Origin of the sequence: Siphonobacter curvatus, assembly GCF_002943425.1 — a bacterium.
GTDB classification, from domain to species: Bacteria; Bacteroidota; Bacteroidia; order Cytophagales; family Spirosomataceae; genus Siphonobacter; species Siphonobacter curvatus.
Map to the genome: position 1 here is coordinate 3,057,779 of NZ_PTRA01000001.1, position 26,469 is coordinate 3,084,247.

Here is a 26,469-nt window from a genome sequence, read left to right on the forward strand (position 1 = left end):
TTGTCTTTGTCCAAAAACTACCAGAAATGATGAAACGTTTTTACCTTTTCCCGTTGCTGACTCTTGTTTTGGGTACAGCCTCGGCCCAATCCTCCGAAGATCAACCTTACCAGACGAAAACCTTCACGGGTAACTTATCCAATGTTCGCGTGGACGTTTCCGGCGGTAGTATTCAGGTTGAAGGAGGTTCTTCTTCCGACGTGAAAGTAGAAATGTACGTACGGCTTAATAACTGGCCCGCGAACAAAATCGATAAAGCGGAAATTGAAAAGCAACTCGCCGAGTATGAGCTGAGCATGAAAACAGAAGGTTCGTCGGTGGTCGTCTACTCCCGTCGTAAATCAGGGGTCTCCTGGAATTCAGATCGTAACATCAGCGTATCCTTCAAGATTTTTACGCCTCGTACCTTTGCTACGGACCTGCGTACTAGCGGAGGAAGTATTCGGCTGGCTCACCTGGACGGACCGCAACAGTTTCAGACCAGCGGAGGTAGTCTGCACATGAGCGACGTGGCCGGTCTGATTCAGGGTCGCACCAGTGGCGGTAGCATTCACCTGAACAATTGCCGGAAAGAAATGAACGTACAGACCAGCGGGGGTAGCATTCACGCCGAAGACCTGGAAGGCAAAATCACGTTAAAAACTTCCGGTGGTAGTGTACGTCTAACTCGCCTGAACGGCACGATTGAGGCCACCACCAGCGGGGGTAGCGTTCAAGGCGATGCCATTAGCGGAGAACTCTATACGAAAAGCTCAGGAGGTTCCATCCGTTTGTATAATTTATCAGCGGCAGTAGAAGCCGAAACGAGTGCTGGTAGTTTGGATGTGGAATTTGCCAAACTCAGTAAGTATGTCAAACTGAGGTGCTCAGCGGGCAGTATTAAGGTCCGCTTACCCGAAAATCAGGGCGTAGATCTGGCCGTACGTGGTAGCCGGATTCACTTTCCGCTCGCGAAGTTCCGGGGAGAAGCCGATGATACGCATGTAGATGGCAAACTCAATGGCGGTGGTGTACCCCTCACGATTCACGGGAGTAACTCTGTATCCATTCAATAACTGAATTTCCTTTCTTGCATGTCCGAAAGCGAACACTTAATTGTTCGTTTTCGGACATAATTATTTTATAAATATCTAATAATCAAAACATTAATTCTTTTTTTATCGCTTTGGCACAGCTTTAGAAAATAGAACCTTCAAACAGCATCTCCATGATTTCACTGCAAGACATCGAACGGTATTACCAGAACGGGTTCACCAAAACATACATTCTCCGGCACGTTACAACCGAAATTAAAGAAGGAGAATTTGTTAGTATCATGGGTCCATCCGGAGCGGGCAAGTCTACCCTACTGAACATTATTGGCCTACTCGATCAGCCTACTTCAGGTGAGTATACATTCCTCGATCAGCCGGTACAGCGACTCAGTGAGAAGAAACGTTCGGAGTTGTACAAAGCCTATATCGGTTTCGTCTTCCAGGCCTATCACCTCATCGATGAACTGACCGTATACGAAAACTTGGAAACGCCGCTATTATACAAAAACGTACCGAGTTCAGAGCGGAAAAGCCGCATCGCCGATATTCTGGATCGGTTTAACATGGTTGCTAAAAAAGATTTGTTTCCCAATCAGCTTTCCGGCGGGCAACAGCAACTGGTAGGCATTGCCCGGGCATTAGTGGGTCAACCTAAAATTATTTTGGCGGATGAACCTACGGGTAACCTCCAATCGGCCCAGGCTGAAGAAATCATGCAGATTTTCAAGCAACTTAACCAGGAAGGTATCACCATTATTCAGGTAACGCACTCGGAAAAGAATGCAGCTTACGGCAACCGGATTTTACACCTGAATGATGGAAAAATTGTCGAAGACCTTCGCGTAGAATCCATCGCTTAGCGTCTCTCGTTCGACCTTCAACTTCCCCCTTGTTTTCCTTTAGGTATACATTTCCATGAAAAAATTACTCCTTTTCACCGGGCTCTTATTTAGTGGCTACCTGCAAGCCCAAACGCCCATGACGCTGAAACAGGCCGTAGATGTAGCCATCCGTAATAACTTAACGGTACGGCAAAATGAACTGCTGGTCGAAACGAGTGAGAATAACCTCTTACAGTCAAAACTGGCACTTCTGCCCTCAGCTCAGGCCAACGCTTCGCAGTCGATCAACTACGGTCGTAGTATTGACCCTTACACGAACGGATTCGTTAATGAAAAGCTGAATGCTTCTAATTTCAGTTTTTCGGCGGGCGTTACGCTGTTTAATGGGTTATACAATCAGAATTTCATCAAGCAGAACAATCTTCTGATGAAAGCTGCCGAACAGGATGTACAACAAGCGAAAGATCAAGTGACCCTGAATACGATTCTAGCGTATTTGCAGGTCCTCAGTAGCGAGGATCAGGTCAATCTGGCGGAACAGCAGCTGGAGGCTTCTAAAATGCAACTGGAACGGACCGTAGCTCTGGTTAAAGCTGGCAACCTGGCTCCCTACGACGAATATACGCTCGGTTCACAGGTGGCCAATGACCAATTGAGTCTGGTTACCATGCAGGGCCAGTTGAAACTGAATCGACTCACCTTCTGGCAAACCCTGAACAACCCGCAGATTCCTCTGGACTTTAGACTTGAACGGCTGACGCCGGAAGGGGAAATGGGTTACGCCAATACGGCTACGCAAGTGTACGAGTCAGCAGAACAGAACCTAGCTATGATTAAAGCCGCTCAGATTCGCGTAAAGAGTTTTGATCATACCATCAAAATGCTTCGGGGTTTGCAGTATCCCCAACTTTCTTTGAATTCATTCGTTAGCACCCGATACTCTTCTACGGCAAACGTAACTTACGGTGATCAGTTAGGTAACAACTTTAACCGGAATTTTTCGCTGGATTTATCCATTCCAATCTTCCGAAGCTGGGTGTATAAAAACCGGGTTCAAAACGCAATTGTCGACAAAAAACGCTACGAAGTGCAGGCTCAAAACGTACAGATTCAAGTTAAACAAGGCATTGAGCAGGCATACGCTAATCTAGAGGTCGCCAAGATGCGGTACGATGCTCTGGAAAATCAGGTAAAAAACTTCGATGAGACATTGAAATCAGCCGAAAGCCGCTTTCAAGCAGGTACGTTGAACGTAGTCGAATACAATATTGCCAAAACTAATCTGGACCGAGCTCGCTTGAATCAGATTCAGGCTCGTTACGATTACCTGTTTCGAGTCAAAATTCTCGACTTCTATCAAGGTAAGAATTTGTTTGTAGACTAAGTCCGATCTACAGTTCCCAAACCGTAGGATTTTGATGGCGACGCAGATGCTTTCCGAAATTCATCCAGAAGGCCATAATCAGGTATAGTACCAGCGGAGACCCCATCGTTAGGCAGGACGTGTAAATGAAGTACAAACGAATGCTGCTGGCAGAGATTCCAAGCCGTTCGCCTACCGACGAACACACGCCAAAAGCTTGACTTTCAACAAGATATCGTAAACGGTTCATGATTGGGCGATCTTTGGTTAATCGAAAATACGGACACTTCCCGAAAACATAAAAATTCATACCAATGTTTAAAAAAAAATTTTTTCGTTAAAACTGTATTAACCCTAATAAATAATCTTTTATTTCGGGAAAATCTTCCGTTTCAATATTTAATTTGTTATGCAAACAGGTACAGTAAAGTTTTACAACGAAAGCAAGGGGTTTGGCTTCATCGTTGACGATGCCACGGGACAGGACATCTTCGTTCACGTCACGGGTTTGAATGGGTTGCAAATCCGTCAGGATGATCGCGTGTCGTATGAAACGATCAGCGGTAAAAAAGGCGTGAACGCAGTAAACGTAAAGAAATTGGCTTAGTCTTTCTTAAGTCACTTGTCTTAACTCCGGTCCCGGACTCTATTAGAGTTCGGGATTTTTTCTGTATCAGGGCCAGAGGTAACACCATATAATAGCAATTCTTTCTACTCTTCTTAAAGCAAATGAAAAAGGAGACACTTTCCAAAAGAAAAGCCCCTCCCCTTTCAACTGAAAACTAAACGTCTAGACCCAGCTTTTCACCTCGTCCAGCGTCGGCATTTTCGCTTCGATTTTTAGCTTCTTACGAAGTCCGCCTAGATCGTTGAATACTTTATTCGGGTTCGCTCCTTTCAGGGCTTCTACGGTCAGGAAACCCATCTTCTGGATAGCCGGTACCCATTCCGCTGGAATCCCCGCAGCTACGTAATCAGCTTCGGTAGCAACTTCCATTTTTTTCTCCGGACGCATTTGCGGGAAGAACAGAACTTCCTGAATGCTGGCATTATTAGTCATCATCATCGTCAAGCGATCAATGCCGAAACCGATGCCGGCGGTAGGTGGCATACCGTACTCCAATGAACGGATGAAATCTTCATCGAGGGCCATGGCTTCTTCATCGCCGCGTTCTGCCAGACGAAGCTGTTCTTCAAAACGCTCCCGCTGATCAATTGGATCGTTCAACTCCGAATAGGCGTTGGCGATCTCTTTACCGTTGACGTATATCTCAAATCGCTCTACTACGCCGGGTTTACTCCGGTGCTTTTTGGTCAGGGGTGACATCTCCAGCGGATGGTCCATGATGAACGTGGGCTGCACCAGATTGCTTTCCACTGCTTCTCCGAAGATTTCGTCAATAAGTTTACCCTTACCCATCGTGGCATCTACTTCCACGCCGAGTTTCTGAGCTTCGGCCCGCAGTTCTTCTTCCGATAGAGCATCTACGTCAAGGCCAGTGTATTTCTGAATGGCCGCAGAAATACTCAGTCGGGCATACGGTCCCTGGAACTCGACCAAATTCTCGCCAATCTGTACCTGCGTTTTTCCATTCGTAGCGATAGCCACCTTTTCCAGAATTTCTTCCGTCATGTTCATCATCCACTCGTAGTCCTTGTAGGCTACGTAGAATTCTAAGGCAGTATACTCCGGATTATGAGTCCGGTCCATTCCTTCATTCCGGAACATCTTCCCGAATTCATACACGCCTTCGAATCCACCTACAATCAATCGTTTCAGGTACAATTCGTTCGCAATCCGCAGATACAGGGGCATATCCAGCGTATTGTGATGCGTCTTAAAGGGACGAGCCGCAGCTCCACCGTGGATGGATTGCAGGATCGGGGTTTCTACTTCCAGCCAGCCGCGATCATCGAAGATCCGCCGCATGGTTGAAATAATTTTGGCTCGCTTTACGAAAATGTCTTTTACCTGCGGGTTCACAATCAAGTCGACGTACCGTTGGCGATAGCGTAACTCAGGATCCGTGAAGCCATCGTACACGTTTCCTTCCTCATCCCGCTTCACGATGGGCAGCGGACGAAGCGATTTAGTCAGAATAGTGAACTCCTGTACGTGAATAGAAATCTCGCCGGTCTGCGTCGTAAATACGTACCCTTTGATACCGATGATGTCACCGATGTCAAGCAGCTTTTTAAATACCGTATTATAGAGGGTCTTGTCTTCGCCCGGACACAGATCGTCGCGACGGAAATATAATTGAACACGACCCGTAGAATCCTGTAATTCAGCAAAACTGGCCGAGCCCATAATCCGGAAGCTCATCAGGCGGCCGGCTATGGAAACGGTTTTATAGTCGGTTTTATTCCGTTCGTAATTTTGGAGAATGTCAGCGGCAGTAACGTTGATTTCGTAGCCTTCAGCCGGATACGGATCGATGCCCAACCGGTATAGTTCTTCCCGCTTTTGACGACGGAGTAATTCTTGTTCAGAAAGTTGCATGATTTAATATCACCCTTCTCAGGGAATGTTGATAATACATCCACCCAGTGGATTGACTGCAAAAATAACCATTGCGGACTGCTCCGTTAGCATAAATACCTGCTCAATTTTAAGGTTTTATTCTTTCGCTACCTTTTAACTATCCTTAGATTTGTAGAAATCAACACCCCGTGTACCCATTCGTTGAGTCTGGGGACCTTTTTACTAGGAAGAGATATGCAGCGACTGACCCAAACGCAACGCCAAACTCTGAAGTTTTCGCCCCTGCAGATTCAGATGCTGAATTTGCTGGGTCTGAATACGCTGGAATTGGAGCAGCGAATAAAAGATGAGCTGGAAGAGAATCCGGTATTGGAAGAAGGCACCGAAACGCCCGAACAAACAGAAGAGAATTCCGACGGTTTGGATGAATACCAACCCGAAGGCAGCGATTTACCAACCGATGATTTTCGGGATTGGGACGAATTTGCCGATGATGACATTCCTGAATACAAAACCCGGTCGGACAATTTTGCCGCCGACGAGGATTTCTATACCTCTCCCATCGTTCAGTTAAACACCTGGCGTGAAGAACTCAAGGAACAGGTAGGTACACTTGAGCTAACCGAGCGGCAGCGATTGATTGCAGACTTCATTGTGGATTCCCTTGATGACGATGGTTTTCTCAAGTACGATGCCTACAATATTGCCGATGATATTAGTTTCACGAACAACATTTGGGTAGAAGAATCAGAAATTGAAGAGATTCTTCCGTTAATACGCTCGCTTGACCCTCCGGGTGTAGCGGCCCGCGACCTGCAAGATTGCCTGCTTTTACAATTGGAACGTAAACCGCATACGCCCGAAAATACACTTAGTATCGAAGTCGTACGTCGGCACATGCACGAATTGGCTGGACGGAATTACGAGAAAATTATGCGGGTCATGAACCTGGACAACGATCAGTTGAAGGAAGTTCTCGCCGTGATTGCTCACCTCAATCCGAAGCCCGTCGTTGGGGGCCAAAGCAGTAGTCTGGTCGTTAACGAGAATATTCTGCCGGAGTATTTTATTTCGAATGATAACGGTCTATTTGAAGTAAGCCTCAATGGCCGCGATTTGCCCAGCATCCGGCTGAGCAAGGCGGTTGTTGAAATGGCCGAATCGCGTAACAAAAGTGACCGGGCGGCTGCTCAATTCGTCAAGAGCAAGCTGGCTTCGGCTCGCTGGTTTATCGATGCTCTGAAGCAACGGGAGCAAACCATGCTCAATACCATGCGAGCTATTATTGAGTTTCAGAAGGACTACTTCATAACGGGCGATGTACGGCAACTTAGACCTATGATTCTTAAGGATATTGCCGACCGCATTGGAATGGACATTTCAACGATCTCTCGGGTTACTTCGGGTAAATACGCCCAAACTCCCTTCGGTATTATTCACCTGAAAGACTTGTTTACCGAAGGCGTGAAAAACGACGAAGGCGAAGAAGTTTCGAATCGTGAGATTCAACAGGCTATTGTCGAAATCATTGAAAAAGAAGACAAACAATCGCCGTATACTGACCAACAGATTCAAGAATTACTGACAGAAAAAGGATATCCCGTTGCTCGACGTACGGTGGCGAAATACCGCGAACAACTAAACATTCCTATCGCCAAAATTCGTCGGGAACTGTAATATCGTTAAGCTACTACAGACCCAGCACTAAAAAGGCGGATCGTGATGACGATCCGCCTTTTTAGTGCTGGGCTCTTAGAATACAATTATTCGAACCTTCCAGCTTTTTTGTATTGGTTCAGTGTTTAAACAAAAAAGGCTCCACTTCAAGCGGAGCCTTTTTTGTTACTCAGGAAAGATTAGTTTCTTCTTCTAGGCTTTCCTTTTTTAGCCTTACGGCCTTCTTGTTCGATGATACGTTGTTTCTCTTCTTCCGTAATCTGACGAATACTGGTTTTAGAGATGATGTATTTGCCTTTCGAACGAGTGATGGTTACTTGGTAATCACCTAAGTGACGAACCACTTCACCGTTTGCTTTCACTTCATCGATTTCGTAGATAGCCTTGAAGTATCTTGGACGCTTCATGCTAGATACCAGAGCATCGAATTGAGCAGGAACTGCGATTTCGATATCGTCTTTCAGTTCTTCGAAAGCGTTCAGCTTAGCTTGTTCCAGTTCTTGCGTATACGTTCCGTACAGCGTGCGTTTGCGGTAGGTTCCACTTGGCTGACGCGTTCCGTCGCAGTAGCAGTAGCATTGTACTGAATCACGACCCACTACCGTAGAGTAGTAAGCAGAAACTTCAACTAAACGGTGACGGAAGCGAGTTTTCTCTTCGATAACTTTCGGAGCTGCTTTTTCGAAACCGAAGCTAGCTGTAGCTACTTCTGAAATACAACGTCCACACTTGTTGTTACGCTCAGAGTGAACCGTTACGTAATAGAATTCCGTTTGAGAGATCGAGTCACCAGGGAATTTCAGATCCTGAGGCCATTCGAAGCTACGTTCGGTCGTGCTCTTCAGTGAGTATACGATTTCATCCGACTCTGGAGATTTCTTGTGAACATTCACCGTATACGTTTCACCAGCTTCTGAGCTTCCGCTCGTCCAGGTAACTTTTGGATACGTACCTGCCCGGAAGAAAGTATTAGCCAAAGAATCCTTCACTGTCAAGCCCGTAATCGTTTGATCGCCCAGCGTTACACCCGTAATCGTCGGAGCTACGCAAGTGGGGCATTCAGCCGGAGCCACTTGTACCAGCGTCGTACGGTTGAAAGACTTACGAAGAGCTAATTGCAGAGCCCAGCCACCGTGCTTACGTTTGAATTCCCAAATGTGAGCAGCGTTGTCTTGCGTGAAGTAGTTTACCTGCGTGTAAAAACCGCTGATTTGTGCTCCACCGTACCAGTTGTTACCGAAGGGGAAGAAGGCACCAATGTGTCCTTTAACGCCTGGATGCAACAGTTTGTCCGTCGGAGAAACCATGGAGATCAATTGGTTGTTCTGGGTATTAATCGCTCCGATCATTGCTGATTGGGTACGGAAAATACCTGCTTTCACCGCAGCTTCCAAGAAGCTACTTTGTGGTTTCTTCGTCAGGTCGTACGAAATAACGGGACCCACTAAGAGGAACATGTCTTCAGAAGCACGTTTTCTTAGATCTACGTTTTCACGAGCTACACCCTGAGCATCGGCTTGAGCATACAGATAGTTTTTGTACGCTCCACGAACGAAGAACGTTTGCCAGCCCCCTTCAACGCCCAAACCAAATTTGAAACGATTTTCAGGTCTGAAGAAATAATCCGCTCCTACAGAAACGTTCAGGCCAAAGCCGTTGAACAGGGAGCGATCGCGGTGATCGTTAAAGGTGCCGTTCCAAGTACCGCAATAAGCAATACCTGGACCAAATGGGATGGCAAGACGCCAAGGTGATTTTCCAAGGACCGGAATGTAAGTGATGGTATCACAAGCGGTCAGAGAGTCACCAACGGTAATGTAGGTTGATGAGGTTTGTGCGTTCAAAGCCTGCTTCCGCCACTGGCGTAACGTTAGACGTTTGCTAGAGGTTGACGGATCGGTGGTCTGAGCTGTTGCTTTGAATTGGGTTGAACAAAGTAAAATTGCTAAAATTCCCCACCCCATGCACAACGAGCGGTAGATACTCTTCATAGTTTGTGTGTTTTTGTTTGATAAGTCGCTAAGCTAAACAACAGCAATGAAGTACTTTCTCTAAATGTACGGAGAAATTTGACTTTCAGTTCCACAAAGTAAACTAAGTACTAGTGACATTGTTTACTTACTGGAGAATAATTTATCGAAAGGATACTTCACTGTAATGAATATAATAACTGTGCCAAGTGGCCAAAAACCGTATAATAATTTCTATATTATAGTATCTCCTTAACTTAACTTATTGATTTCAAAACCAGTACCTAAGCAATGATTTGCTCAAGTACTGGTTTATCATCAATTTATAATTAATCTTTTGTACCGATTTCTGCTACAAAAAATTCACGGTTCATACGGGCAATATTTTCCATGCTGATGCCTTTCGGGCATTCGGCAGCACAGGCCCCCGTGTTGGTACAGGCACCAAAACCTTCTTCGTCCATCTGAGCTACCATCTTCTTAGCCCGTGCGGTCCGCTCGGCTTCACCCTGAGGTAACAGAGCTAACTGAGAGATTTTAGCAGAAGTAAATAACATGGCCGAAGCATTTTTACAAGCCGCTACGCAGGCCCCACATCCAATACAGGCCGCTGCCATAAAGGAAGCATCTGCGTTTTCTTTCGGAATGGGGATAGAGTTCGCATCCTGAGCATTACCCGTATTGACCGAAATATACCCACCCGCCGAAATAATACGGTCGAAGGAAGTACGGTCCGTTACCAAGTCTTTGATAACCGGAAATGCTTGAGCCCGCCAAGGTTCTACCACAATGGTATCGCCATCTTTGAAGCTACGCATGTGCAACTGACAGGTAGTTACCCCTTGTAAGGGACCATGGGGACGACCGTTAATGTACATAGAACAAGCTCCGCAGATTCCTTCACGGCAATCGTGATCAAAGGCTACGGGTTCTTTTCCTTCGTGTACCAGTTGCTCGTTAAGTACATCGAACATTTCCAGGAACGACATATCCTCGGAAATGCCGGAAAGCTGGTAGGATTCCATCCGGCCTTCCGTTCTACTATTTTTTTGACGCCACACCTGGAGCGTCAGGTTCATATTACCTTCCATTGTTTCGTTAACTCTCTAATTGTTAACCTATTACTTATAAGAACGCTGGGCAATTTTGATGTTTTCGTAGTTGAGTTCTTCTTTGTGAAGCTCCCACTGCGATTCACCCTGGTATTCCCATGCGGATACATACATGTAATTCTCATCGTCCCGTTTGGCTTCGCCTTCTTCCGTTTGGTATTCTTCGCGGAAGTGACCGCCACAGGATTCATTCCGATCCAGAGCGTCCATACACATCAACTCGCCCAGCTCAATAAAGTCAGCAACGCGGTTGGCCTTGTCCAGTTCTGGGTTGAACTCATCGATGTCACCCATGACTTTCACATTCGACCAGAACTCTTTTTTCAGAGCCCGAATCTCCTGAATGGCTTCTTTAAGACCTTGTTCATTACGGGCCATTCCACACTTATCCCACATAATCTTACCCAGTTCTTTGTGGTAAGCTTCGGGAGATTTCGTGCCTTTAATCGAAATCAGTTTAGTAATCCGGTCGTTTACTTCTTTCTCGGCTTGTACAAAGGCGGGGTGATCCGTTGAAATCGCTTTCGTCCGAATTTCACTCGCCAAGTAGGCACCAATGGTGTAAGGAATTACAAAGTAACCATCGGCCAGACCCTGCATCAGAGCTGACGCTCCCAGACGGTTTGCTCCGTGATCGGAGAAGTTGGCCTCGCCCAAAGCATACAGACCCGGTACCGTCGTCATCAGGTTGTAATCCACCCAAAGACCTCCCATGGTATAGTGAACGGCTGGGTAAATACGCATCGGCACCTGATACGGATCTTCACCCGTAATCTGCTTATACATATCGAAAAGGTTACCGTATTTTTCTTTTACGACAGCCTTTCCTAATTGAAGAATCTGATCCGCCGAGGCATTATGAATACCTCTTTTGTTTACTTCACCTTTACCGTATCGCTCATAAGCGGCATAGTAATCCAGGTAAACGGCCATTTTCGAAGTACCTACTCCATAACCTGCATCACAACGCTCTTTAGCAGCCCGGCTGGCAATATCCCGGGGTACGAGGTTACCAAACGCAGGGTAACGACGTTCGAGGTAGTAATCACGTTCGTCTTCAGGAATCTGATCAGCTGAACGGTTATCATCTTTCTTTTTAGGCACCCAAATCCGACCGTCATTCCGTAAGGATTCGGACATCAACGTCAGTTTCGACTGGTGATCGCCCGATACCGGAATACACGTCGGGTGAATTTGCGTAAAGCAGGGGTTTCCGAAGAATGCTCCTTTTTTGTGAGCTTTCCACGCAGCCGTTACGTTTGAACCCATGGCGTTCGTTGACAGATAGAATACATTTCCGTACCCGCCTGAGCAAATCAGAACCGCATGACCAAAGTGACGCTCAAGTTCACCCGTAATCAGGTTACGAGCAATGATACCCCGGCATTTGCCGTCGATCATAACCACATCCAGCATTTCGTGACGGGTATACATCGTAATGTTACCCGCTCCTACCTGACGCTGTAAGCCTGAATAAGCTCCCAGCAGTAATTGCTGACCCGTTTGACCTGCCGCGTAGAACGTACGTTGAACTTGCGTACCACCGAATGACCGGTTGGAAAGCAGTCCGCCGTATTCACGGGCAAAAGGTACACCAGCGGCTACGCACTGATCAATGATATTCCCGGATACTTCGGCCAAACGGTATACGTTAGCTTCCCGAGCCCGGTAATCACCACCTTTGATCGTATCATAAAACAGACGGTACACGGAGTCACCGTCGTTTTGATAGTTTTTAGCAGCGTTAATTCCACCCTGAGCCGCAATGGAGTGAGCCCGGCGAGCAGAATCCTGAAAACAAAATGCTTTTACTTTATAACCTAACTCAGCCAACGTAGCCGCCGCCGAAGCTCCGGCTAGTCCCGTACCAATGACGATAATTTCCAGACTCCGTTTATTGGCAGGGTTAACGAGCGGCACGGTCGAGCGGTACTTTGTCCACTTCGTCTCCAGCGGCCCGTCAGGTATTTTGGCATCCAATTTGGGTGATGTTGCCATGGAATGATTTCAGTTTATAAACTCCGGTATAGTTCCGGACTGATGACTAACGAGAATACACACGCCTTCATTAAGGTTGAAGGCAAAGGTTACGCTCCTAAACTCTTAATGTAAAAATAAATAGGCATGGCCGCAAAAGCCAGCGGGATACCAATACCAAATACCCACACGCCGAGAAAACGAATCAGCGGATTATACTTGGGGTGATTCCAACCCAGCGTTTGGAAAGCACTCCAGAATCCGTGAACCAAGTGATAGGCCAGAGCCGCCATTCCCAATACGTAGAATAATACCAGTAAGGGATTAGAAAAAGCTACGGTCGTTTCCTTGTACAAGTCCTTCACAATCGTAACCCGAGTTTGTGAATCTTCGCGTACGTACTCTTCCAGGCGGCCTTTGATCGGCTGCCCCGTATACGGCGTAGAAGAGATGTCGCCCGTTACCAGACTTTCTTCGTACTGGCGATACGGTACATCCCCGTAATGATACACATACCAGAAATCGTGCATGTGTACGACAATGTACAACAACAGCATGGTACCCAGCAGAGCCATGTTACGGCTAGCCCAGGTACTTTGGTTATGAACCACTACATACCGCTGTGCTCCACGGGCTTTACGGTTGTCTTTTGCCAGCCACAATCCCTGAACGGCATGCCAGAGAATGAATGCATACAAGCCGTAAGAAACGACCCGAATGGGCTTGAACGTAGACATGAAGGCAGCGTACTTATTAAAGCCATAGCCTTCATCGTGATTGAACAATTGCAGGTTACCGCTCACGTGTACCACCAGGAAAGTACATAAGAACAATCCGGTTAAGGACATAATGAGCTTGCGGCCCAGCGAACTCGAAAAAGTTTGTGTGACCCAGGACATCGTTTTTTGACTCGAAGAACAGTTAAAAATGCAGGGAACCAACCCCTAATTAGGCGTCAAAACTACGGCACAAACGGTGGGTTGCCAAAGTCGATTTCTGATTTTTTGCTAATTAAAAATACCTTTTGCTTTCGAAAAGCGTTCAGCATTTGAAATTAGTGCCCACTTCTAGGCTAGTCCAGCTCTGTTTCAGTACCTTATTGTCAGAACATTTTCCCCCAGGAAAAAAACTTCTTTAGCAGTGAAAAAGTTTGTTGTAAAAACAATTGTTTTCAGAATTGAAAGAACATTCAAATCTGTACCTTGAACCTGTGTTATACCCGTACCTTTACAAGCCTGAGCTTTGGGCATCTGTACCCATTACCGCTGTTTTTTGAATACTACCGAACTGATTGTCTGATTATACCAGCGTAGCATGAGAACCCTTTACCGTTTATTTGGATTACTGGTTTTTACCATTTGTGGCTTAACCTCCACGGCCTGGGCTACCCACGTGCGGGCCGGAGAGATTACTTCCCGCCGGATATCCAGTACCAGCTTAACCTACGAGTTAACGCTTACGATTTACTGCGACTATCAATTTGGTAAAGCCGCGACGGATGGCACAGCAGCGGGCGGTGTAAAATTTTGTTACGGGGACGGAACTCCCATTCAAACCACGCCCCTCTTCACGCAAGGTTTGCCCAATGGAGGTTTAGTAGATGTGGGGAACAGCACGGTACGACTTATCTTTCGTACCACCCATACCTTCAGTGCTCCGGGTACGTATACCGTTTCCGTTGGGATTGATAACCGAAATAAGGGCACCCTCAATATTACCAATGGTAATTCGGATAGCTATCCTTTTTTCGTTGAATCTACACTGGCGATCAACTCTTTTTTGGGTTTGAATAGCACCCCGGTTATGCTGAATCCCCCCGTTGACTTTGAAGCCTGTGCCGGTCAACGTTACATTCACAACCCCAGTGCATTTGATGCAGACGGCGACAGCCTGGCGTACCGCTTGACGCAAAACAAATCAACGCTGGTGGGCGAGTCCTGTAATGGGTTTGTAATTCCGAGTATTGTATATCCCAACGACATCCCGAATTGTAACGACCGTAACGAAGCCAATACGGGTGCTGCGGGTTATACAATCAATGCGACTACTGGGGATTTAATCTGGGATGCTCCTTCCTGCCCCGGCCAGTATAACGCCGCATTTATCATTGAAGAATGGCGGAATGGCGTGAAAATTGGTGAGATCACACGGGATATGCAGATTATCGTTCGGGACTGCCAGAATAAACGGCCTACGTTAGAAGTTCCCGATGAAATTTGCGTAGAAGCAGGATCAACGGCTACGTTCAATGTACGGGCTACGGACCCCGATGGCAACCGTTTAACGATCACTTCTACGGGAGGGGTTTACCAGCAAACACCGCTGGGCGTAAACCTGATTCAGCCGCCCTTTGCTACGTTCACTACACCGACTCAACCGCAGGCATCGCCGGCTACGGGTACCTTTAGCTGGCAAACCAACTGTACGCAGGTACGGCAACTGCCCTATGAAGTACTCTTCAAGGTGCGAGATCATCCCGGATCAGTTCAACCTTATTTGGTGGATAGCAAAACAGTGAAGGTACGCGTGGTCGCTCCCGCTCCCAAAAACCTACGGTCTGAACCCAGCGGTACGGGTTACGTACTCAACTGGGATGCGTACCCCTGTCAGATTACCGGAGCCCAAATTGTGATCTACCGCCGTCAGGGTTGTACCAATCTGACTCCTGACATCTGTAAACCAGGCCCACCGCCGGGTTACGTGGAAGTAGGCCGGGTTCCGGCTACGCAAACGACCTATACAGATAATTCTACTGGTCTACGGCCTAATACGGAGTACAGCTACCGGATTGTCGCTTCGTTCCCTGGTCCCAATAACCTGACGCAGTTTACCAGTACGTTCTCGAATCAGGCCTGTCAGCGATTACCTAATCAGGCTCTGTACATAACCAACGTAACCGTTGACGAAACGTCGACTACGCAGGGTCAGATTACCGTAAAATGGACGCGGCCCGAAGGTACGGGTGCCCGTCAGTATCGCATCCTCCGGGCTACGGGTTTGAATGGTACGGCTTATACGCAAGTAGGCACGATCAATACCAACTTATCCGCTCCCCGTACTAACGATACCATTTACGTGGATCGTGGACTGAATACCGAAGCGAACGCCTACCGCTACCGTGTAGATGTGTTCAACGGTACCACGCGGCAGGATTCTTCGCAGGCAGCCAGTAGCGTTCGTCTGAGCGGAAATGGCCAGTCCCGTGCGGTACAGCTCTCCTGGCAAGCCAATGTCCCCTGGAGCAATGATAACCAGACCCACCGCATTTACCGTCAGGTACGGCCAGGCGTGTACAATTTGATTCAGCAGGTAGCCGTACAGGGCCCCGGAACCTATACGTACACGGATAATGGACGAGACAACGTAACCTCCGATGGGGATGTGAGTACGACACTTTCCGCGGACTCTACGTATTGTTATCGTGTTGAAACGGTGGGTACGTACAATGATCCAACCATTCACGGGGGCTTGTTGTACAACTTCTCGCAACGTTTATGTCTGACGCCTACCGATACGACTCGCCCCTGCCCGCCCGTCCTTACGCTGGACCAGCTCGACTGTGCCACGTACGTGCAAGGCATCTGTGAGGAAGGCCCGTATAGCAATAAATTAAGCTGGACGGACGCAACGACGGGCCCTAACGGTGCCGCCTGTGATCCGAACATTGTTCAATACAACATTTACTACAAACGCTACGGAGATACGGGTGACTTTGAGAAAATCGGTGAAACTAAATCGCCCCCAAGCCGCAACTTCACGCACGACAATCTTAGTAGTTACGCTGGGTGTTATTACGTAACTTCGGTGAATCGCTTTGGTACGGAGTCGGTTCCGAGTAACACCGTTTGCCAAGACAACTGTACGGATTACTCCCTACCGAACGTCATCACGCCCAACAGTGATGGCAAGAACGATACCTTCGAGCCGATTCGTTGTCCTCGTTTTGTGAAAAACGTACGGTTCCGGGTGTACAACCGCTGGGGCGTAAAAGTCTACGAGAGCAATGACAATGTGCTCATTGAGTGGGACGGACGAACCGACTCAGGAAAAGAACTGGCGGCAGGCACCTACTACTACGAAGCTCAGGTTACCTACGAACGCCTGAACCGGGCTGACGAAAATCGTCCGGCTATTTTGAAGAGCTGGGTACAGATTATTCGCTAGCTTATTTTCATTCAGATACAGAAAAAGGAACTGCTTGGCGGTTCCTTTTTTTATATCTGAACGTTTCAGTCCTTACCCGTGTCTTCATCAAGTAACATCAGGGCTTTTACGCATGGCAGTCATTCTCTTTGATGGCGTTTGTAATTTCTGTAACGCCACCATCAATTACATCATGGATCACGACGGCGGAAGGCACCAGTTTGCTTCCCTGCAATCTGCGTATGGACAATCTATACTTGACCAACTGAATCGGCCTTCCCTTGATTTTGATAGTGTACTGCTTTGGGAAGACGGTCGCATCTACGAGAAATCAGAAGCCGCCCTCCGCATCGCCCACCACGTCAAGGGCTGGCAATGGCTCTGGACCTTACGTTTTTTACCCCTTTCAATCCGCGACCGTGTGTATGGTCTGATTGCTCGGAACCGCTATCGGTGGTTTGGTAAACGCGAGAGTTGCCGACTACCAAGCCCCAAAGAGCGGCTTCGTTTTGTGGGATAAGCCGGGGAAGTTCTATTTTTGCGGTTCTATCAAACTTGTCAGTATGAAAGCTTATGTTTTCCCGGGTCAGGGATCGCAATTTTCGGGTATGGGAAAAGACCTGTACGAACGTTCCGAAGAAGCCCGCATTCTTTTTGAAAAGGCTAACGATATTTTAGGGTTTCGCATTACGGACATCATGTTCAATGGTTCCGATGAAGAACTCAAGCAAACGAAAGTTACGCAACCTGCTATTTTCCTGCATTCCGTGATTCTGGCATCTATCACGCCCGATCTAAATCCGGATATGGTCGCAGGTCATTCCCTGGGTGAATTCTCGGCTCTGGTTACGGCGGGTGTTTTATCGTTTGAAGATGGCGTACGACTGGTTTCCAAACGGGCTCTGGCGATGCAGCGAGCCTGCGAAATCAATCCTTCAACGATGGCGGCCGTTCTAAGCTCGCTGCCGGATGAGCAGGTAGCTCAGTTGTGTGAGCAGGTACGTCAGGAAACGGGTGAGATCGTCGTGGCAGCTAACTACAACTGCCCGGGTCAGCTGGTCATTTCCGGTTCGCACGAAGGCGTACGTATAGCGGGCGAACGCCTCAAGGAAGCAGGAGCCAAACGCGTATTGCCCCTGCCCGTGGGAGGAGCATTCCACTCCCCTTTGATGGAACCCGCTCGGGAAGAACTGGCTGCTGCCATCGAAGTGACCCCTTTCCATACGGCCAAGTTCCCCGTGTACCAAAACGTGAACGCCCAGCCCGCTACGCAGATTGACGCCATCAAAACGAATCTGATTGCTCAATTAACTGCTCCCGTACGCTGGACGCAGTCGGTGCAGGCCATGCGGGCCGATGGAGCCACCTTATTTGTTGAATGCGGTCCAGGTAAAGTTTTACAAGGACTGGTGAAGAAGATTGACGCCGCTGCAGAGACCGCAGGTGTGTAATTTTTTTTTAATGAAAAGCGATTCGTATTCAGGCATTTAAAAAAAATAGCCCCTTAAATTTGAATTTATTTTCAGAAACGACTTGACAAGGCTTTCAAAAACCCCCTATATTTGCACCACGGAACACGGAAATGACCGATGGTGTAATGGTAACACAGGAGATTTTGGTTCTCTTATTCAGGGTTCGAATCCTTGTCGGTCAACTTCAAAAGCCCCTCAGATTAATTTCTGAGGGGCTTTTTCCTTTTGGTACGATTCTTCACTCGTCGGATATGTTATCTCATCTTTCGCATTAACGGGCGTACTCGTGCGGAGATGCTTTGTAAAGCGTACGAATCGTCCGAACGTTTCCTTCAAAACCGGTTTTGTCGTCCTGGTTGGAACCCGTAAAATTTTCCCGGATACCTAAAAACATGCTCGCCATTACGAGGAGCATTACGATAACTATGGGTAGGATCATCATGGCTTTTATCGTTTAAAATGAGTGGGCTTTGTAGGCCCCTATTTATACTAAGCTTCATTTTAAAAAAATGATGTGCCATAAGACGTATATTCGTTCCAGAAAAATGCGAACGAAGCCATAGTCTACCCAAAATCCTTACTAATTTAACTCAGACCACTGCTTTTGGGCTTTGGAGGATAATTTCTTTCCAAAGCCTTTAACCAAACCATTCCTGGCGAATTTTGCCCATATACGGTGAGCTTCGTACGCCCGTCACCAGTTCCAGCAACTCAACGCCCACGTTTGGATACAGATTTAGTCCAGCGATGCTTGGCAAGGGTTGCCATACGACTTCCAGAGCAGTTGTCTCGGCCGGATTGATTCGGGGAATTCCTCCCACTAACGTACCCAGAAATACGCAGTGCAAAACGCCCTGTTTGAGCTGAGGGAGTAGCACCTCCCCCATCACCAGCAAGCCCTGTACCTCAATCTCGATGCCTAGTTCCTCCCGAAGTTCCCGCATGAGCGTTTCGGGCAGGGTTTCGCCGGGATCCGGATTGCCGCCGGGTAACTGAAAAACAGTTTGATCACCGTATTCATAGCGAGTCAGTAAAACATGGTCATTTTCAACCAAAACGACTGCGGGACGTACTTTCATGAGAATCTACTTCAGTTTATTAGGTATTTAATAAAAACAAAATAAAAAGGTCCGCTGGAGTTTTCAAGATAAATTCCGTGGCTACTGCGGAAAAGCCCCGGTGTAAACTCCCGCAAATCCTGTATTTTCTGTAAACTTGTATCCCAATTGACGCAGAAATTTTCGTTAGGTACGTAGCTCCTGCACGGCTTCGCACTCTATTACCCAACTATGGCCATTTATCTGAATACCCGTTCCCGAAAAGACCTGATCATTCACCTGATGCTGGTCGTCGGTATCATTCTTTCCTTGTTTCTTAGTTTTTTCTTCGTTTATCTGCCCTGGTCGACTAACCACGGACAAAGTATTACGGTCCCTGATTTACGAAAAGCGAACTTGGAAGATGTAAAAGCGACGCTGAGTGAACGAAAACTCGACTACATTGTCTCGGACTGCACCTTTGTGCCTGGCGTACCGCCTTTTACGGTGCTATCTCAGTACCCTTTTCCTAATTCACTGGTGAAGGAAGGTCGGAATATTTATCTCACTGTCACCATGGCGACGGCCCCCATGATTCGGATGCCGGATCTGGTATCCACGAACATGGGCCTTCGCAGTGCTCTATCGCTCTTACGCAGCGTGGGCTTGCAGGAAGGCAACATTCGCTACATTCCCGATATCGCCGAAAATGCCGTACTGGAACAATGGTACCAGGGCAAGAAGATTGAACCGGGCACCCAAGTTCCTAAAGGCTCCAAAATCGAACTGGTGGTGGGTAACGGGATTGGCAATACCGAACTCGACGTACCTAACCTGATTGGCGTTTCGCTGGAAGAAGCCGAAATCATCATCAAGGGCTCGGACCTTCGCATGGGTACCATCCTCTACAAGCAGGTCCCCGGAGCGGCCCCCGGTACGGTAGTCGAACAGCGACCCGCTCCCGGCATTGGTACCAAAATCAACGTGGGTGAAATTATTGATTTGTGGATCGCCGGAAAACCCGATACCGACACGGGTGAAGGCCCCACTGAACCCGAACGTAATTAATAGCGAAGCGGAACCATAAAACAGGTTCCGCTTCGTTTGCTTTTTTTGAATATCCTACCCAATCAATCAACGATCAATGGCTCATTGGTCCGGTATCTGTATGCGATTACTTTTTACCCTTCTTCTGTGTTCCTTAGGTTTTGGAGTACAGGCTCAATTTCGAGAGTTTCCAATTACGACAGCCCCGATACCAACGCAGTCTTCCGGAGCCCGTACCGCTGCCGTATCGCTGCCTTTTTTCGATGACTTTTCCATTACTCGAACGGGCGTACCCGATCCTTCCCTGTGGATGCCCAGCGGTGGTACGGTGGTCAACAATACCCTCACCAACCATCATCCTTCGCTGAATATCGTTTCGTTTGATGGCCTTCGCCGCGATGGTACGCCGTATGATTTCAGCAATCAGTACGCCCAGGGCGAAACGGATTCACTCACCTCGCAGACCATTAACCTCTCGGGTCTTTCGCCCCGCGACTCGGTATACCTGAGTTTTTTCTGGCTTCCCAGAGGCTTAGGCGATCAACCCGATTCGAATGATTCCTTACGGGTACAGTTTCTCACCAATGGCAACCTTTGGCAAACGGTATGGGTTCAACGAGGCGGACAGGCGATGACCGAGTACGCTCAGGCCCGCATTGCCGTACGAGCTGCTTTGTACCTGCACGCGGGTTTTCAGTTTCGTTTTCAAGCTTTCGGGCGTAGATCGGGACAGTTCGATGCCTGGCATATAGATTACGTGTATTTGAACAAGGGCCGTTCAATTCGCGATCAATACATTAAGGATGTTTCCATCCGCCGGTCCATCAGTTCGTATCTGAAGCACTACCGAGCGATGCCACTAGCTCATTACTTAGTCAATCCGGCGGCTGAAACAGCGGATACAATTAGCACGGACATTACCAATCTCTTCAACAACAACAACTTTACGACCTTACGTTTCCGAATTCAGGAACTCACGACGGGACAGCCGATTCAGAATTTTACGCAGAATATTTCTGAAAATATTCCTCAGCTCCGTTCGCAGGAAAAACGCGTGGTACCTTCACCCCTGCCCGCCTTTGCGGGTAAACGAGCCCTCGTTCGGACCACGTTTGATATTCTAACCACGGACGACCAGAACCCGAGTATTCCGGGGGTGGATCTGCGGCGGAATGATACGCTCTCTTCCATTACCGAATTGGCAGATTACTTTGCCTACGATGACGGATCGGCGGAATATGCTGCCGGGATCAACCAGCAGTATGGTCTGGTAGCCGTTCGATTTGTTACCCGAAAAGCTGACGTCGTTTCGGCCATTCGTATACAAATGGTACGGTATCGAACGGAACTTCAGAATCAGACGGTAGCCCTGTATATTTTAGCCAACCAGAACAACCGACCAGGACTGACACTCACGCGACAGTCGTTCGTCATCAAGTATCCGGAAAACCCGCGGGGATTTGCGGAATTTAAACTACAGAATCCGGTAGCCGTAGGCGATACCTTTTGGGTGGCGTACCAGCAACTTTCGGAAGATCAGCTGGCCATTGGACTGGATAAAAACAGTACGCACTTTTCCAATCAGATTTATTACAATCTCGGTAACGAATGGGCTCAGAACACTAATCTACAGGGAGCTTTGATGATTCGTCCGGTTATGGGTGGACAAGCGAGCGAGGTAGTTACGGGCGTAGAGGAAATCAGGGAAAATGATCTAAGAATTCATCCTAATCCGAGTTTTGGGCGTATTCGCTGGAATCTTGACAGCTTCCGTTCCCTGGAAGTACTGGACCTTTCGGGACGCACACTCTGGTCAAAATCCGACCTACCGGAACCCGCGGCCGATTTATCGGGCCTCAGCCGGGGACTGTACCTGCTGCGTCTGTCGAATGGGAAGCAAACCCTGGTGAAAAAACTGGTCGTTGAAAAGTAAGTTGTGCGAACATTTTACTTGCTTTGCCCTAACTAATGGGGACACTAACGGCTACTCGCTGAACGTTCAGCAGAAAAGGGCTGCTTAGCAACCCCTAATGATTTGCTTTTTTAACCGTTTACCAAACGCTACGACACATGGATATTTCTGTGCAGGAACTGAAGGAACGCCTCGACAAAGGTGAAAAAATAAACCTGATTGATGTTCGCAATCCCGACGAGTACGAAGAGCAAAACCTGGGTGGTACGCTGATTCCGCTGGGCGATCTGCCTGACCGGATCGACGAACTGGAACCGATGAAAAATGAAGAAGTCATTATTCACTGCCGTTCTGGTGCCCGCTCCGCCCGAGCTCAGCAGTTTTTGGAAAGTCAGGGCTTTACGAACGTTCGCAATGTACTGGGAGGCATTCTGGCGTACAACGAAATCGAATCGAAGTAAGCATACACGAAACGCTCAGGGCCTGTATAGACCCTGAGCGTTTTTATTTTTACAGCTATGGAAGCTATTTCTGCCTTTGAATTAAAACGTCGTCTGGATGCGGGCGAAGACCTTCGAATTCTGGACATCCGAACGCCCTACGAATGGGAAAGCTTTTCCATCGGCGGTCTGCATATTCCACTCGATGAGTTACTGCTGCGGGTACACGATATTCCCGATAGCTGGAAGAACGAAGAAATCGTCGTCATCTGTGGCTCGGGAATGCAAAGTGCCGTAGCGACCCGCGTACTCGCCAAGCAGGGTTTCAACCGTATCCACAACCTGGAAGGAGGTCTGCAGGCGTACCTGAGTCTTTAGGCTAGTTTTCGTGAACGGCTACGGCAATTTTGGAGTCCGCCGTTCCGTAGTACAAAAACCACTTGTTTTTAAAGGGAACCAGCCCTTCCAGGAAGACGACGTTGTTGACCTGCCCCGTGAGTTCGTAGTTTTTTTCAGGAACGAAAAAGGGCTCACTGGTTCGGGCTAGTATCTTCGTCGGATCCTGTTTATCGAGCAGCACTTGTCCGGCTGAGTAGATCAGTGCGTCTTTTTTATTGGGAATAGGCCGGGCTGAATTATAAATCAATAAAATTCCCTTTTCCGTCAGTAACGCATAGGGACCAGGTTCAACGAGCTGTCCGTCAAATTTACCGGGGCGTGGCCGCACAATCGGTTTCAGCGAGCCTTCGGCTTCTTCCAGCGGCGTCCAGTGAATCAGGTCATCGGATTGGGCCAAAAACAGATTCGTATCGCCAAAATACATCCAGTACTTTCCATTGATCTTTTCGGCTACAATCTGATCACCCTTTTGCTTCGCCACAATGGCTCCGGATTTAGACCAGGTGTTCAGATGTTTGCCTTCGCCGAGTACGGGGCCGTGTTTCGTCCATTTCCGTAAGTCCGGGGAAGTGGCCAGCATCATCCGGGCCGTTTTCCCATCGTAGGCCGTATAGGTCATGACGTAATCGCCCTGCGGACTTTCTACAATACGCGGATCTTCGGAACCACCCTCCCACTCGTACTTTTTCTGGGCGTCGTTGTCGGGAAAGAAAATGGGCTTGTCCTCTTTTTCAAAATGCAGGCCATCGGTACTAATCGCCAGCCCCAGCCGCGAAACGCCCGCGTATTTGCCCAGTTTATCTTCAGCACGATATACCAGATAGACTTTCCCATCCCGTACCACCGCCGCCGGATTGAATACGTCTTTTTCTTCCCACTTCACGTCTTTTTTCCAGATCGGATCCCGGAAAGTTAATGCGGGCGACGGTACCAGAACAGGGTTCAGACTATCTACTTTTTCGAAAGGAAGCATGGCCCAGTCGGTACCAGTTGAGTCGGGCGAGGTGGTCGTTTGCTGGGCCGTCTGGCGGTCCGTAGAATTTCGGCAGGCGGTCAGGCTTAGCCCCAGGGCTGCCGAAAGCAGAAGTAATGATTTCATAGGTTTGCGAGGTCCTTATGCTAGATGGGACTTCACAAATAAACGAAAAATCAGTTAACTACCGAGCTTAGCCAGCGATCAAAGGCGGGTTCCGGGCCCAGTTCGAACGCTTGAATCTGACCGTAGGAAACCTGAATTTTAAAGATATTTTGCAAGGGTATACCCAGCAGAGCCGCCCATACGCATCGCACAACTCCCGCGTGCGTAACAACCGCCACTCGCTGATGAGGTACGTTTCGCAGTTCATTCAGAAACGCATTTACCCGCGTATACAGTTGCCGTAAACTCTCTCCACCCGGCGGGGCTACGTCAACGAAATCATCCATCCAGGGATCGAGTTCCGTTCGGGGAATGTCGTTCCAGGCTTTTCGTTCCCAGGTTCCAAAATGTACTTCTTTCAGTCGATTATCCGTTCGTACCTGCCGAGCGAGTAGCTGCCCGGCCAATTGCGTACAACGCTGTAAGGGACTACTGAATACCACATCAAAGATTTCCGGACACTGATCTACGATTCGCTGCGACTCAGTGGCAAACGTTTCGGCCAGATCGATCTCACTGTGCCCATAACAAAGGCCCTGGGCCTCTTTGACGGCGGTATGACGAATTATAAACACTTCCATCCCGCGTACAGACTAAGGTAGAAAATCACTTCACTCACCTGCTGAATGGCACCCAGGCAATCCCCCGTATACCCGCCGATCCATCGCTTGAAATACTGGGCTAGTACAACTTTACTTCCAAAGGCCACCACGGCCGCCAGCCCCAGCCAGTAACTGGGCAAGGTCAGCAGAGACACCAGACCAAAGAAGAACCCTACTAACCAGGCTGGCGTCTTTAATCGGGCGGAAGCCATCGGTTTCACTTTACTGGTGTCGATATCCCGAACGTAGGCGTGCGTATCAATCATGGTGGAGGCGATAAAGCGACTTACGATTTGTCCACTCAGAATACCACTCCAGAAGAGATGAGGGGAAACTCCCGCTATTTCCAGTAAAATCAGAAACTTCAAACTCAGTAGCAGACCCAAGCCGACTACTCCATACGTTCCGACCCGACTGTCTTTCATGATCGTCAGGATTTGCTCCTTCGTCCAGCCACCGCCAAAGCCATCGCATACGTCCGCGAAACCGTCTTCGTGGAAGGCTCCCGTCGTTAGAATTCCAGCAATCATACTCAGCAAAATACTGATCGTTTTGGGGAAAATCAATTCACTACTGAAATAGACCGCCAGCATCATTCCCCCCACGATGGCTCCAATCAGTGGGAAGTATTTGCGGGAGGCGTTGAGTTGTTCAGCCCCGTAGCCCACCCAGCCTGGAATGGGAATACGGGTGTAAAAACCCACCGCGGTTAGGAATAATCGTAATTCAGTCATCGAGCGAAGAAACACCGGCTTCGGCGAAAGTAGACATTTGATTGAGAAAGGCTACGGCATTTTTCAGCAGTGGATACGCCAGAGCACAACCAGTACCTTCGCCCAACCGTAGATTCATCCGTAACAAAGGTTCCGCTTGCAGAAAATCCAGTAATAAGCCATGCCCCTGTTCGGCGGAATGGTGGCAGAAGATTACGTTCTCCAACACCTCCGGTTGCATTCGGCTGGCTACGAGCAAAGCAGCCGTCGAGATAAAACCATCCACCAGCAACACCATGTGTAACGAACGGGCCGTTAGCATTGCTCCCACCATCTGGGCGATTTCGAAGCCCCCGTAGGTTTGCAGGATTTTATAGGGATCGGTAAGTAAACCGTGCCGAGTCAGAGCTTGCTGTAATACGCTTTGTTTACGGGATAGCTGATCCGTTGTGAGCCCAGTACCTTTGCCCACACACTGATCCAGCGGGATGCCCGTACAAACGCTCATGAGCATACTGGCCGAGGAAGTATTGCCAATGCCCATTTCCCCAAACCCTACGACATTGCAGCCCGTTTGCTGTAAACCCTGTACCAGTTCCGCTCCTTTGGCCAGACAGAATTCCAGTTGCTCAACCGTCAGGGCGGAGTCGTGTAAGAAACTGGCTGTTCCGTAGCCCGCTTTAGCAGCGATTAAAGAAGAATGCTCCGGAAAATCAGCGTTCACGCCCGCATCCACGACGCGTAAATCCAGACCGTTCTCCCGGCAAAAAACGTTAATGGCCGCTCCACCCCCTAAAAAATTAAGGACCATCTGATAGGTCACCTCCGCCGGGTAGGCACTCACGCCTTCCGCCGCAATCCCGTGGTCAGCGGCAAATACCAGTAGGGTCGGATGTTTCAGCTGAGGACTTTCCGTTTGCTGGATCAGGCCGATCCGTAAGGCCAGCGTTTCGAGCTGACCTAAGGCTCCCAGCGGTTTGGTTTTTAAATCAATCTTTCGACGAATCGTTTCTTCTAAAGTCATAGGGGGTATTCTGTTTTAAGGTTTGAATGGTTTGATACGTGTTTGACGTCTGCTTGAACTAGACCAATTCGCCAAAGCCTCC

Annotated in this window: 24 protein-coding genes and 1 tRNA gene; 13 read left to right on the forward strand and 12 right to left on the reverse strand. The window is 48.3% G+C overall.

All coding sequences use genetic code 11. The annotated features are described in order from the left end of the window. Positions 1-26 precede the first annotated feature (26 nt). The 3 genes from C5O19_RS12705 (at position 27) to C5O19_RS12715 (ending at position 3,260) form a co-directional block, all read left to right on the forward strand. The gene (locus C5O19_RS12705) at positions 27-1,055 is read left to right on the forward strand and encodes a DUF4097 family beta strand repeat-containing protein (protein WP_104712723.1); all 1,029 of its coding nucleotides are present in this window, start codon (positions 27-29) and stop codon (positions 1,053-1,055) included. Between the two features lie 152 nt (positions 1,056-1,207). Then, positions 1,208-1,894 (forward strand): ABC transporter ATP-binding protein, encoded by a 687-nt coding sequence (locus tag C5O19_RS12710; RefSeq protein WP_094809544.1) that lies wholly within the window; start codon positions 1,208-1,210, stop codon positions 1,892-1,894. 55 nt (positions 1,895-1,949) lie between these two features. Continuing rightward, complete coding sequence (locus C5O19_RS12715) at positions 1,950-3,260, forward strand: TolC family protein (protein ID WP_104712726.1); 1,311 nt, start codon at positions 1,950-1,952, stop codon at positions 3,258-3,260. Positions 3,261-3,267: 7 nt separating this feature from the next. Here the strand turns inward: C5O19_RS12715 and C5O19_RS12720 are convergent, their stop codons facing one another. Then, positions 3,268-3,489, reverse strand: a complete 222-nt coding sequence (locus C5O19_RS12720) for a PspC domain-containing protein (RefSeq protein ID WP_104712728.1) — start codon at positions 3,487-3,489, stop codon at positions 3,268-3,270. A 159-nt stretch (positions 3,490-3,648) separates the two neighbouring features. On the opposite strand from C5O19_RS12720, the gene C5O19_RS12725 reads away from it, so the two are divergent. Next, positions 3,649-3,846 (forward strand): cold-shock protein, encoded by a 198-nt coding sequence (locus tag C5O19_RS12725; protein ID WP_094809538.1) that lies wholly within the window; start codon positions 3,649-3,651, stop codon positions 3,844-3,846. Positions 3,847-4,029: 183 nt separating this feature from the next. On the opposite strand, the gene lysS is transcribed toward C5O19_RS12725, so the two are convergent. Next, positions 4,030-5,742, reverse strand: a complete 1,713-nt coding sequence (gene lysS / locus C5O19_RS12730; RefSeq protein WP_104712731.1) for a lysine--tRNA ligase — start codon at positions 5,740-5,742, stop codon at positions 4,030-4,032. Between the two features lie 216 nt (positions 5,743-5,958). On the opposite strand from lysS, the gene rpoN reads away from it, so the two are divergent. Next, positions 5,959-7,401: an RNA polymerase factor sigma-54 gene (rpoN, locus tag C5O19_RS12735; RefSeq protein ID WP_104712733.1), complete on the forward strand. Its 1,443-nt coding sequence runs from the start codon at positions 5,959-5,961 to the stop codon at positions 7,399-7,401. A 179-nt stretch (positions 7,402-7,580) separates the two neighbouring features. On the opposite strand, the gene C5O19_RS12740 is transcribed toward rpoN, so the two are convergent. The 4 genes from C5O19_RS12740 to C5O19_RS12755 form a co-directional block, all read right to left on the reverse strand. Continuing rightward, positions 7,581-9,392 (reverse strand): hypothetical protein, encoded by a 1,812-nt coding sequence (locus tag C5O19_RS12740; protein WP_104712736.1) that lies wholly within the window; start codon positions 9,390-9,392, stop codon positions 7,581-7,583. Between the two features lie 308 nt (positions 9,393-9,700). Further along, complete coding sequence (locus C5O19_RS12745) at positions 9,701-10,450, reverse strand: succinate dehydrogenase/fumarate reductase iron-sulfur subunit (RefSeq protein ID WP_207766406.1); 750 nt, start codon at positions 10,448-10,450, stop codon at positions 9,701-9,703. Positions 10,451-10,492: 42 nt separating this feature from the next. Next, positions 10,493-12,481: a fumarate reductase/succinate dehydrogenase flavoprotein subunit gene (locus tag C5O19_RS12750; protein WP_104712742.1), complete on the reverse strand. Its 1,989-nt coding sequence runs from the start codon at positions 12,479-12,481 to the stop codon at positions 10,493-10,495. Positions 12,482-12,570: 89 nt separating this feature from the next. Continuing rightward, positions 12,571-13,359, reverse strand: coding sequence for a succinate dehydrogenase cytochrome b subunit (locus C5O19_RS12755; RefSeq protein WP_104712744.1), 789 nt, complete (start codon positions 13,357-13,359; stop codon positions 12,571-12,573). Positions 13,360-13,774: 415 nt separating this feature from the next. Between C5O19_RS12755 and C5O19_RS12760 the strand changes: the two genes are divergently transcribed. From C5O19_RS12760 to C5O19_RS12775, 4 genes are all read left to right on the forward strand, one after another. Further along, complete coding sequence (locus tag C5O19_RS12760) at positions 13,775-16,624, forward strand: T9SS type B sorting domain-containing protein (RefSeq protein WP_104712747.1); 2,850 nt, start codon at positions 13,775-13,777, stop codon at positions 16,622-16,624. Positions 16,625-16,736: 112 nt separating this feature from the next. After that, positions 16,737-17,123, forward strand: coding sequence for a thiol-disulfide oxidoreductase DCC family protein (locus tag C5O19_RS12765; protein WP_104712750.1), 387 nt, complete (start codon positions 16,737-16,739; stop codon positions 17,121-17,123). Between the two features lie 43 nt (positions 17,124-17,166). Continuing rightward, positions 17,167-18,054, forward strand: coding sequence for an ACP S-malonyltransferase (gene fabD / locus C5O19_RS12770; protein ID WP_104712752.1), 888 nt, complete (start codon positions 17,167-17,169; stop codon positions 18,052-18,054). A 132-nt stretch (positions 18,055-18,186) separates the two neighbouring features. Next, positions 18,187-18,257 (forward strand) — tRNA-Gln (locus C5O19_RS12775). Positions 18,258-18,346: 89 nt separating this feature from the next. On the opposite strand, the gene C5O19_RS26025 is transcribed toward C5O19_RS12775, so the two are convergent. Both C5O19_RS26025 and C5O19_RS12780 read right to left on the reverse strand, forming a co-directional pair. Then, positions 18,347-18,517, reverse strand: a complete 171-nt coding sequence (locus tag C5O19_RS26025; RefSeq protein WP_165796013.1) for a hypothetical protein — start codon at positions 18,515-18,517, stop codon at positions 18,347-18,349. 196 nt (positions 18,518-18,713) lie between these two features. Beyond that, positions 18,714-19,154 (reverse strand): NUDIX hydrolase, encoded by a 441-nt coding sequence (locus tag C5O19_RS12780; protein WP_104712755.1) that lies wholly within the window; start codon positions 19,152-19,154, stop codon positions 18,714-18,716. 210 nt (positions 19,155-19,364) lie between these two features. On the opposite strand from C5O19_RS12780, the gene C5O19_RS12785 reads away from it, so the two are divergent. From C5O19_RS12785 to C5O19_RS12800, 4 genes are all read left to right on the forward strand, one after another. Beyond that, on the forward strand, positions 19,365-20,180 hold the full coding sequence (locus C5O19_RS12785; protein WP_094809518.1) for a PASTA domain-containing protein: 816 nt from the start codon (positions 19,365-19,367) through the stop codon (positions 20,178-20,180). 100 nt (positions 20,181-20,280) lie between these two features. Beyond that, complete coding sequence (locus C5O19_RS12790) at positions 20,281-22,092, forward strand: T9SS type A sorting domain-containing protein (RefSeq protein ID WP_165796014.1); 1,812 nt, start codon at positions 20,281-20,283, stop codon at positions 22,090-22,092. Positions 22,093-22,229: 137 nt separating this feature from the next. Then, a complete protein-coding gene (locus C5O19_RS12795) occupies positions 22,230-22,532 on the forward strand; it encodes a rhodanese-like domain-containing protein (protein WP_094809514.1) in 303 nt (100 codons plus the stop codon). A gap of 57 nt (positions 22,533-22,589) precedes the next feature. Then, on the forward strand, positions 22,590-22,889 hold the full coding sequence (locus C5O19_RS12800; RefSeq protein ID WP_104712760.1) for a rhodanese-like domain-containing protein: 300 nt from the start codon (positions 22,590-22,592) through the stop codon (positions 22,887-22,889). 1 nt (position 22,890) lies between these two features. Here the strand turns inward: C5O19_RS12800 and C5O19_RS12805 are convergent, their stop codons facing one another. Genes C5O19_RS12805 through cobT form a run of 4 tightly spaced genes read right to left on the reverse strand, consistent with a single transcriptional unit; the run spans position 22,891 to position 26,387 of the window. Beyond that, positions 22,891-24,009, reverse strand: a complete 1,119-nt coding sequence (locus C5O19_RS12805; protein WP_104712762.1) for a glycoside hydrolase family 130 protein — start codon at positions 24,007-24,009, stop codon at positions 22,891-22,893. Positions 24,010-24,059: 50 nt separating this feature from the next. Beyond that, positions 24,060-24,629, reverse strand: coding sequence for an alpha-ribazole phosphatase (gene cobC, locus C5O19_RS12810; RefSeq protein ID WP_104712765.1), 570 nt, complete (start codon positions 24,627-24,629; stop codon positions 24,060-24,062). Then, positions 24,614-25,384 carry an adenosylcobinamide-GDP ribazoletransferase gene (locus C5O19_RS12815; RefSeq protein WP_104712767.1) on the reverse strand — a complete coding sequence of 257 codons (771 nt, stop codon included), beginning with the start codon at positions 25,382-25,384 and terminating at the stop codon, positions 24,614-24,616. Before C5O19_RS12815 ends, cobC begins: the two co-directional genes overlap by 16 nt. Next, positions 25,377-26,387 (reverse strand): nicotinate-nucleotide--dimethylbenzimidazole phosphoribosyltransferase, encoded by a 1,011-nt coding sequence (gene cobT, locus C5O19_RS12820; RefSeq protein WP_104712770.1) that lies wholly within the window; start codon positions 26,385-26,387, stop codon positions 25,377-25,379. Before cobT ends, C5O19_RS12815 begins: the two co-directional genes overlap by 8 nt. Positions 26,388-26,469: the final 82 nt, after the last annotated feature.

Coding starts and splice junctions, on each gene's coding strand:
- C5O19_RS12740 (WP_104712736.1), bottom strand. CDS start 9,392: ATGAAGAGTATCTACCGCTCGTTGTGCATGGGGTGGGGAATTTTAGCA.
- rpoN (WP_104712733.1), top strand. CDS start 5,959: ATGCAGCGACTGACCCAAACGCAACGCCAAACTCTGAAGTTTTCGCCC.
- C5O19_RS12725 (WP_094809538.1), top strand. CDS start 3,649: ATGCAAACAGGTACAGTAAAGTTTTACAACGAAAGCAAGGGGTTTGGC.
- lysS (WP_104712731.1), bottom strand. CDS start 5,742: ATGCAACTTTCTGAACAAGAATTACTCCGTCGTCAAAAGCGGGAAGAA.
- C5O19_RS12790 (WP_165796014.1), top strand. CDS start 20,281: ATGCGATTACTTTTTACCCTTCTTCTGTGTTCCTTAGGTTTTGGAGTA.
- C5O19_RS12765 (WP_104712750.1), top strand. CDS start 16,737: ATGGCAGTCATTCTCTTTGATGGCGTTTGTAATTTCTGTAACGCCACC.
- C5O19_RS12705 (WP_104712723.1), top strand. CDS start 27: ATGATGAAACGTTTTTACCTTTTCCCGTTGCTGACTCTTGTTTTGGGT.
- C5O19_RS12815 (WP_104712767.1), bottom strand. CDS start 25,384: ATGACTGAATTACGATTATTCCTAACCGCGGTGGGTTTTTACACCCGT.
- C5O19_RS12780 (WP_104712755.1), bottom strand. CDS start 19,154: ATGAAAGTACGTCCCGCAGTCGTTTTGGTTGAAAATGACCATGTTTTA.
- C5O19_RS12755 (WP_104712744.1), bottom strand. CDS start 13,359: ATGTCCTGGGTCACACAAACTTTTTCGAGTTCGCTGGGCCGCAAGCTC.
- C5O19_RS12795 (WP_094809514.1), top strand. CDS start 22,230: ATGGATATTTCTGTGCAGGAACTGAAGGAACGCCTCGACAAAGGTGAA.
- C5O19_RS12805 (WP_104712762.1), bottom strand. CDS start 24,009: ATGAAATCATTACTTCTGCTTTCGGCAGCCCTGGGGCTAAGCCTGACC.
- C5O19_RS26025 (WP_165796013.1), bottom strand. CDS start 18,517: ATGATGATCCTACCCATAGTTATCGTAATGCTCCTCGTAATGGCGAGC.
- C5O19_RS12760 (WP_104712747.1), top strand. CDS start 13,775: ATGAGAACCCTTTACCGTTTATTTGGATTACTGGTTTTTACCATTTGT.
- C5O19_RS12750 (WP_104712742.1), bottom strand. CDS start 12,481: ATGGCAACATCACCCAAATTGGATGCCAAAATACCTGACGGGCCGCTG.
- C5O19_RS12710 (WP_094809544.1), top strand. CDS start 1,208: ATGATTTCACTGCAAGACATCGAACGGTATTACCAGAACGGGTTCACC.
- cobC (WP_104712765.1), bottom strand. CDS start 24,629: ATGGAAGTGTTTATAATTCGTCATACCGCCGTCAAAGAGGCCCAGGGC.
- cobT (WP_104712770.1), bottom strand. CDS start 26,387: ATGACTTTAGAAGAAACGATTCGTCGAAAGATTGATTTAAAAACCAAA.
- C5O19_RS12800 (WP_104712760.1), top strand. CDS start 22,590: ATGGAAGCTATTTCTGCCTTTGAATTAAAACGTCGTCTGGATGCGGGC.
- C5O19_RS12720 (WP_104712728.1), bottom strand. CDS start 3,489: ATGAACCGTTTACGATATCTTGTTGAAAGTCAAGCTTTTGGCGTGTGT.
- C5O19_RS12785 (WP_094809518.1), top strand. CDS start 19,365: ATGGCCATTTATCTGAATACCCGTTCCCGAAAAGACCTGATCATTCAC.
- C5O19_RS12745 (WP_207766406.1), bottom strand. CDS start 10,450: ATGAACCTGACGCTCCAGGTGTGGCGTCAAAAAAATAGTAGAACGGAA.
- fabD (WP_104712752.1), top strand. CDS start 17,167: ATGAAAGCTTATGTTTTCCCGGGTCAGGGATCGCAATTTTCGGGTATG.
- C5O19_RS12715 (WP_104712726.1), top strand. CDS start 1,950: ATGAAAAAATTACTCCTTTTCACCGGGCTCTTATTTAGTGGCTACCTG.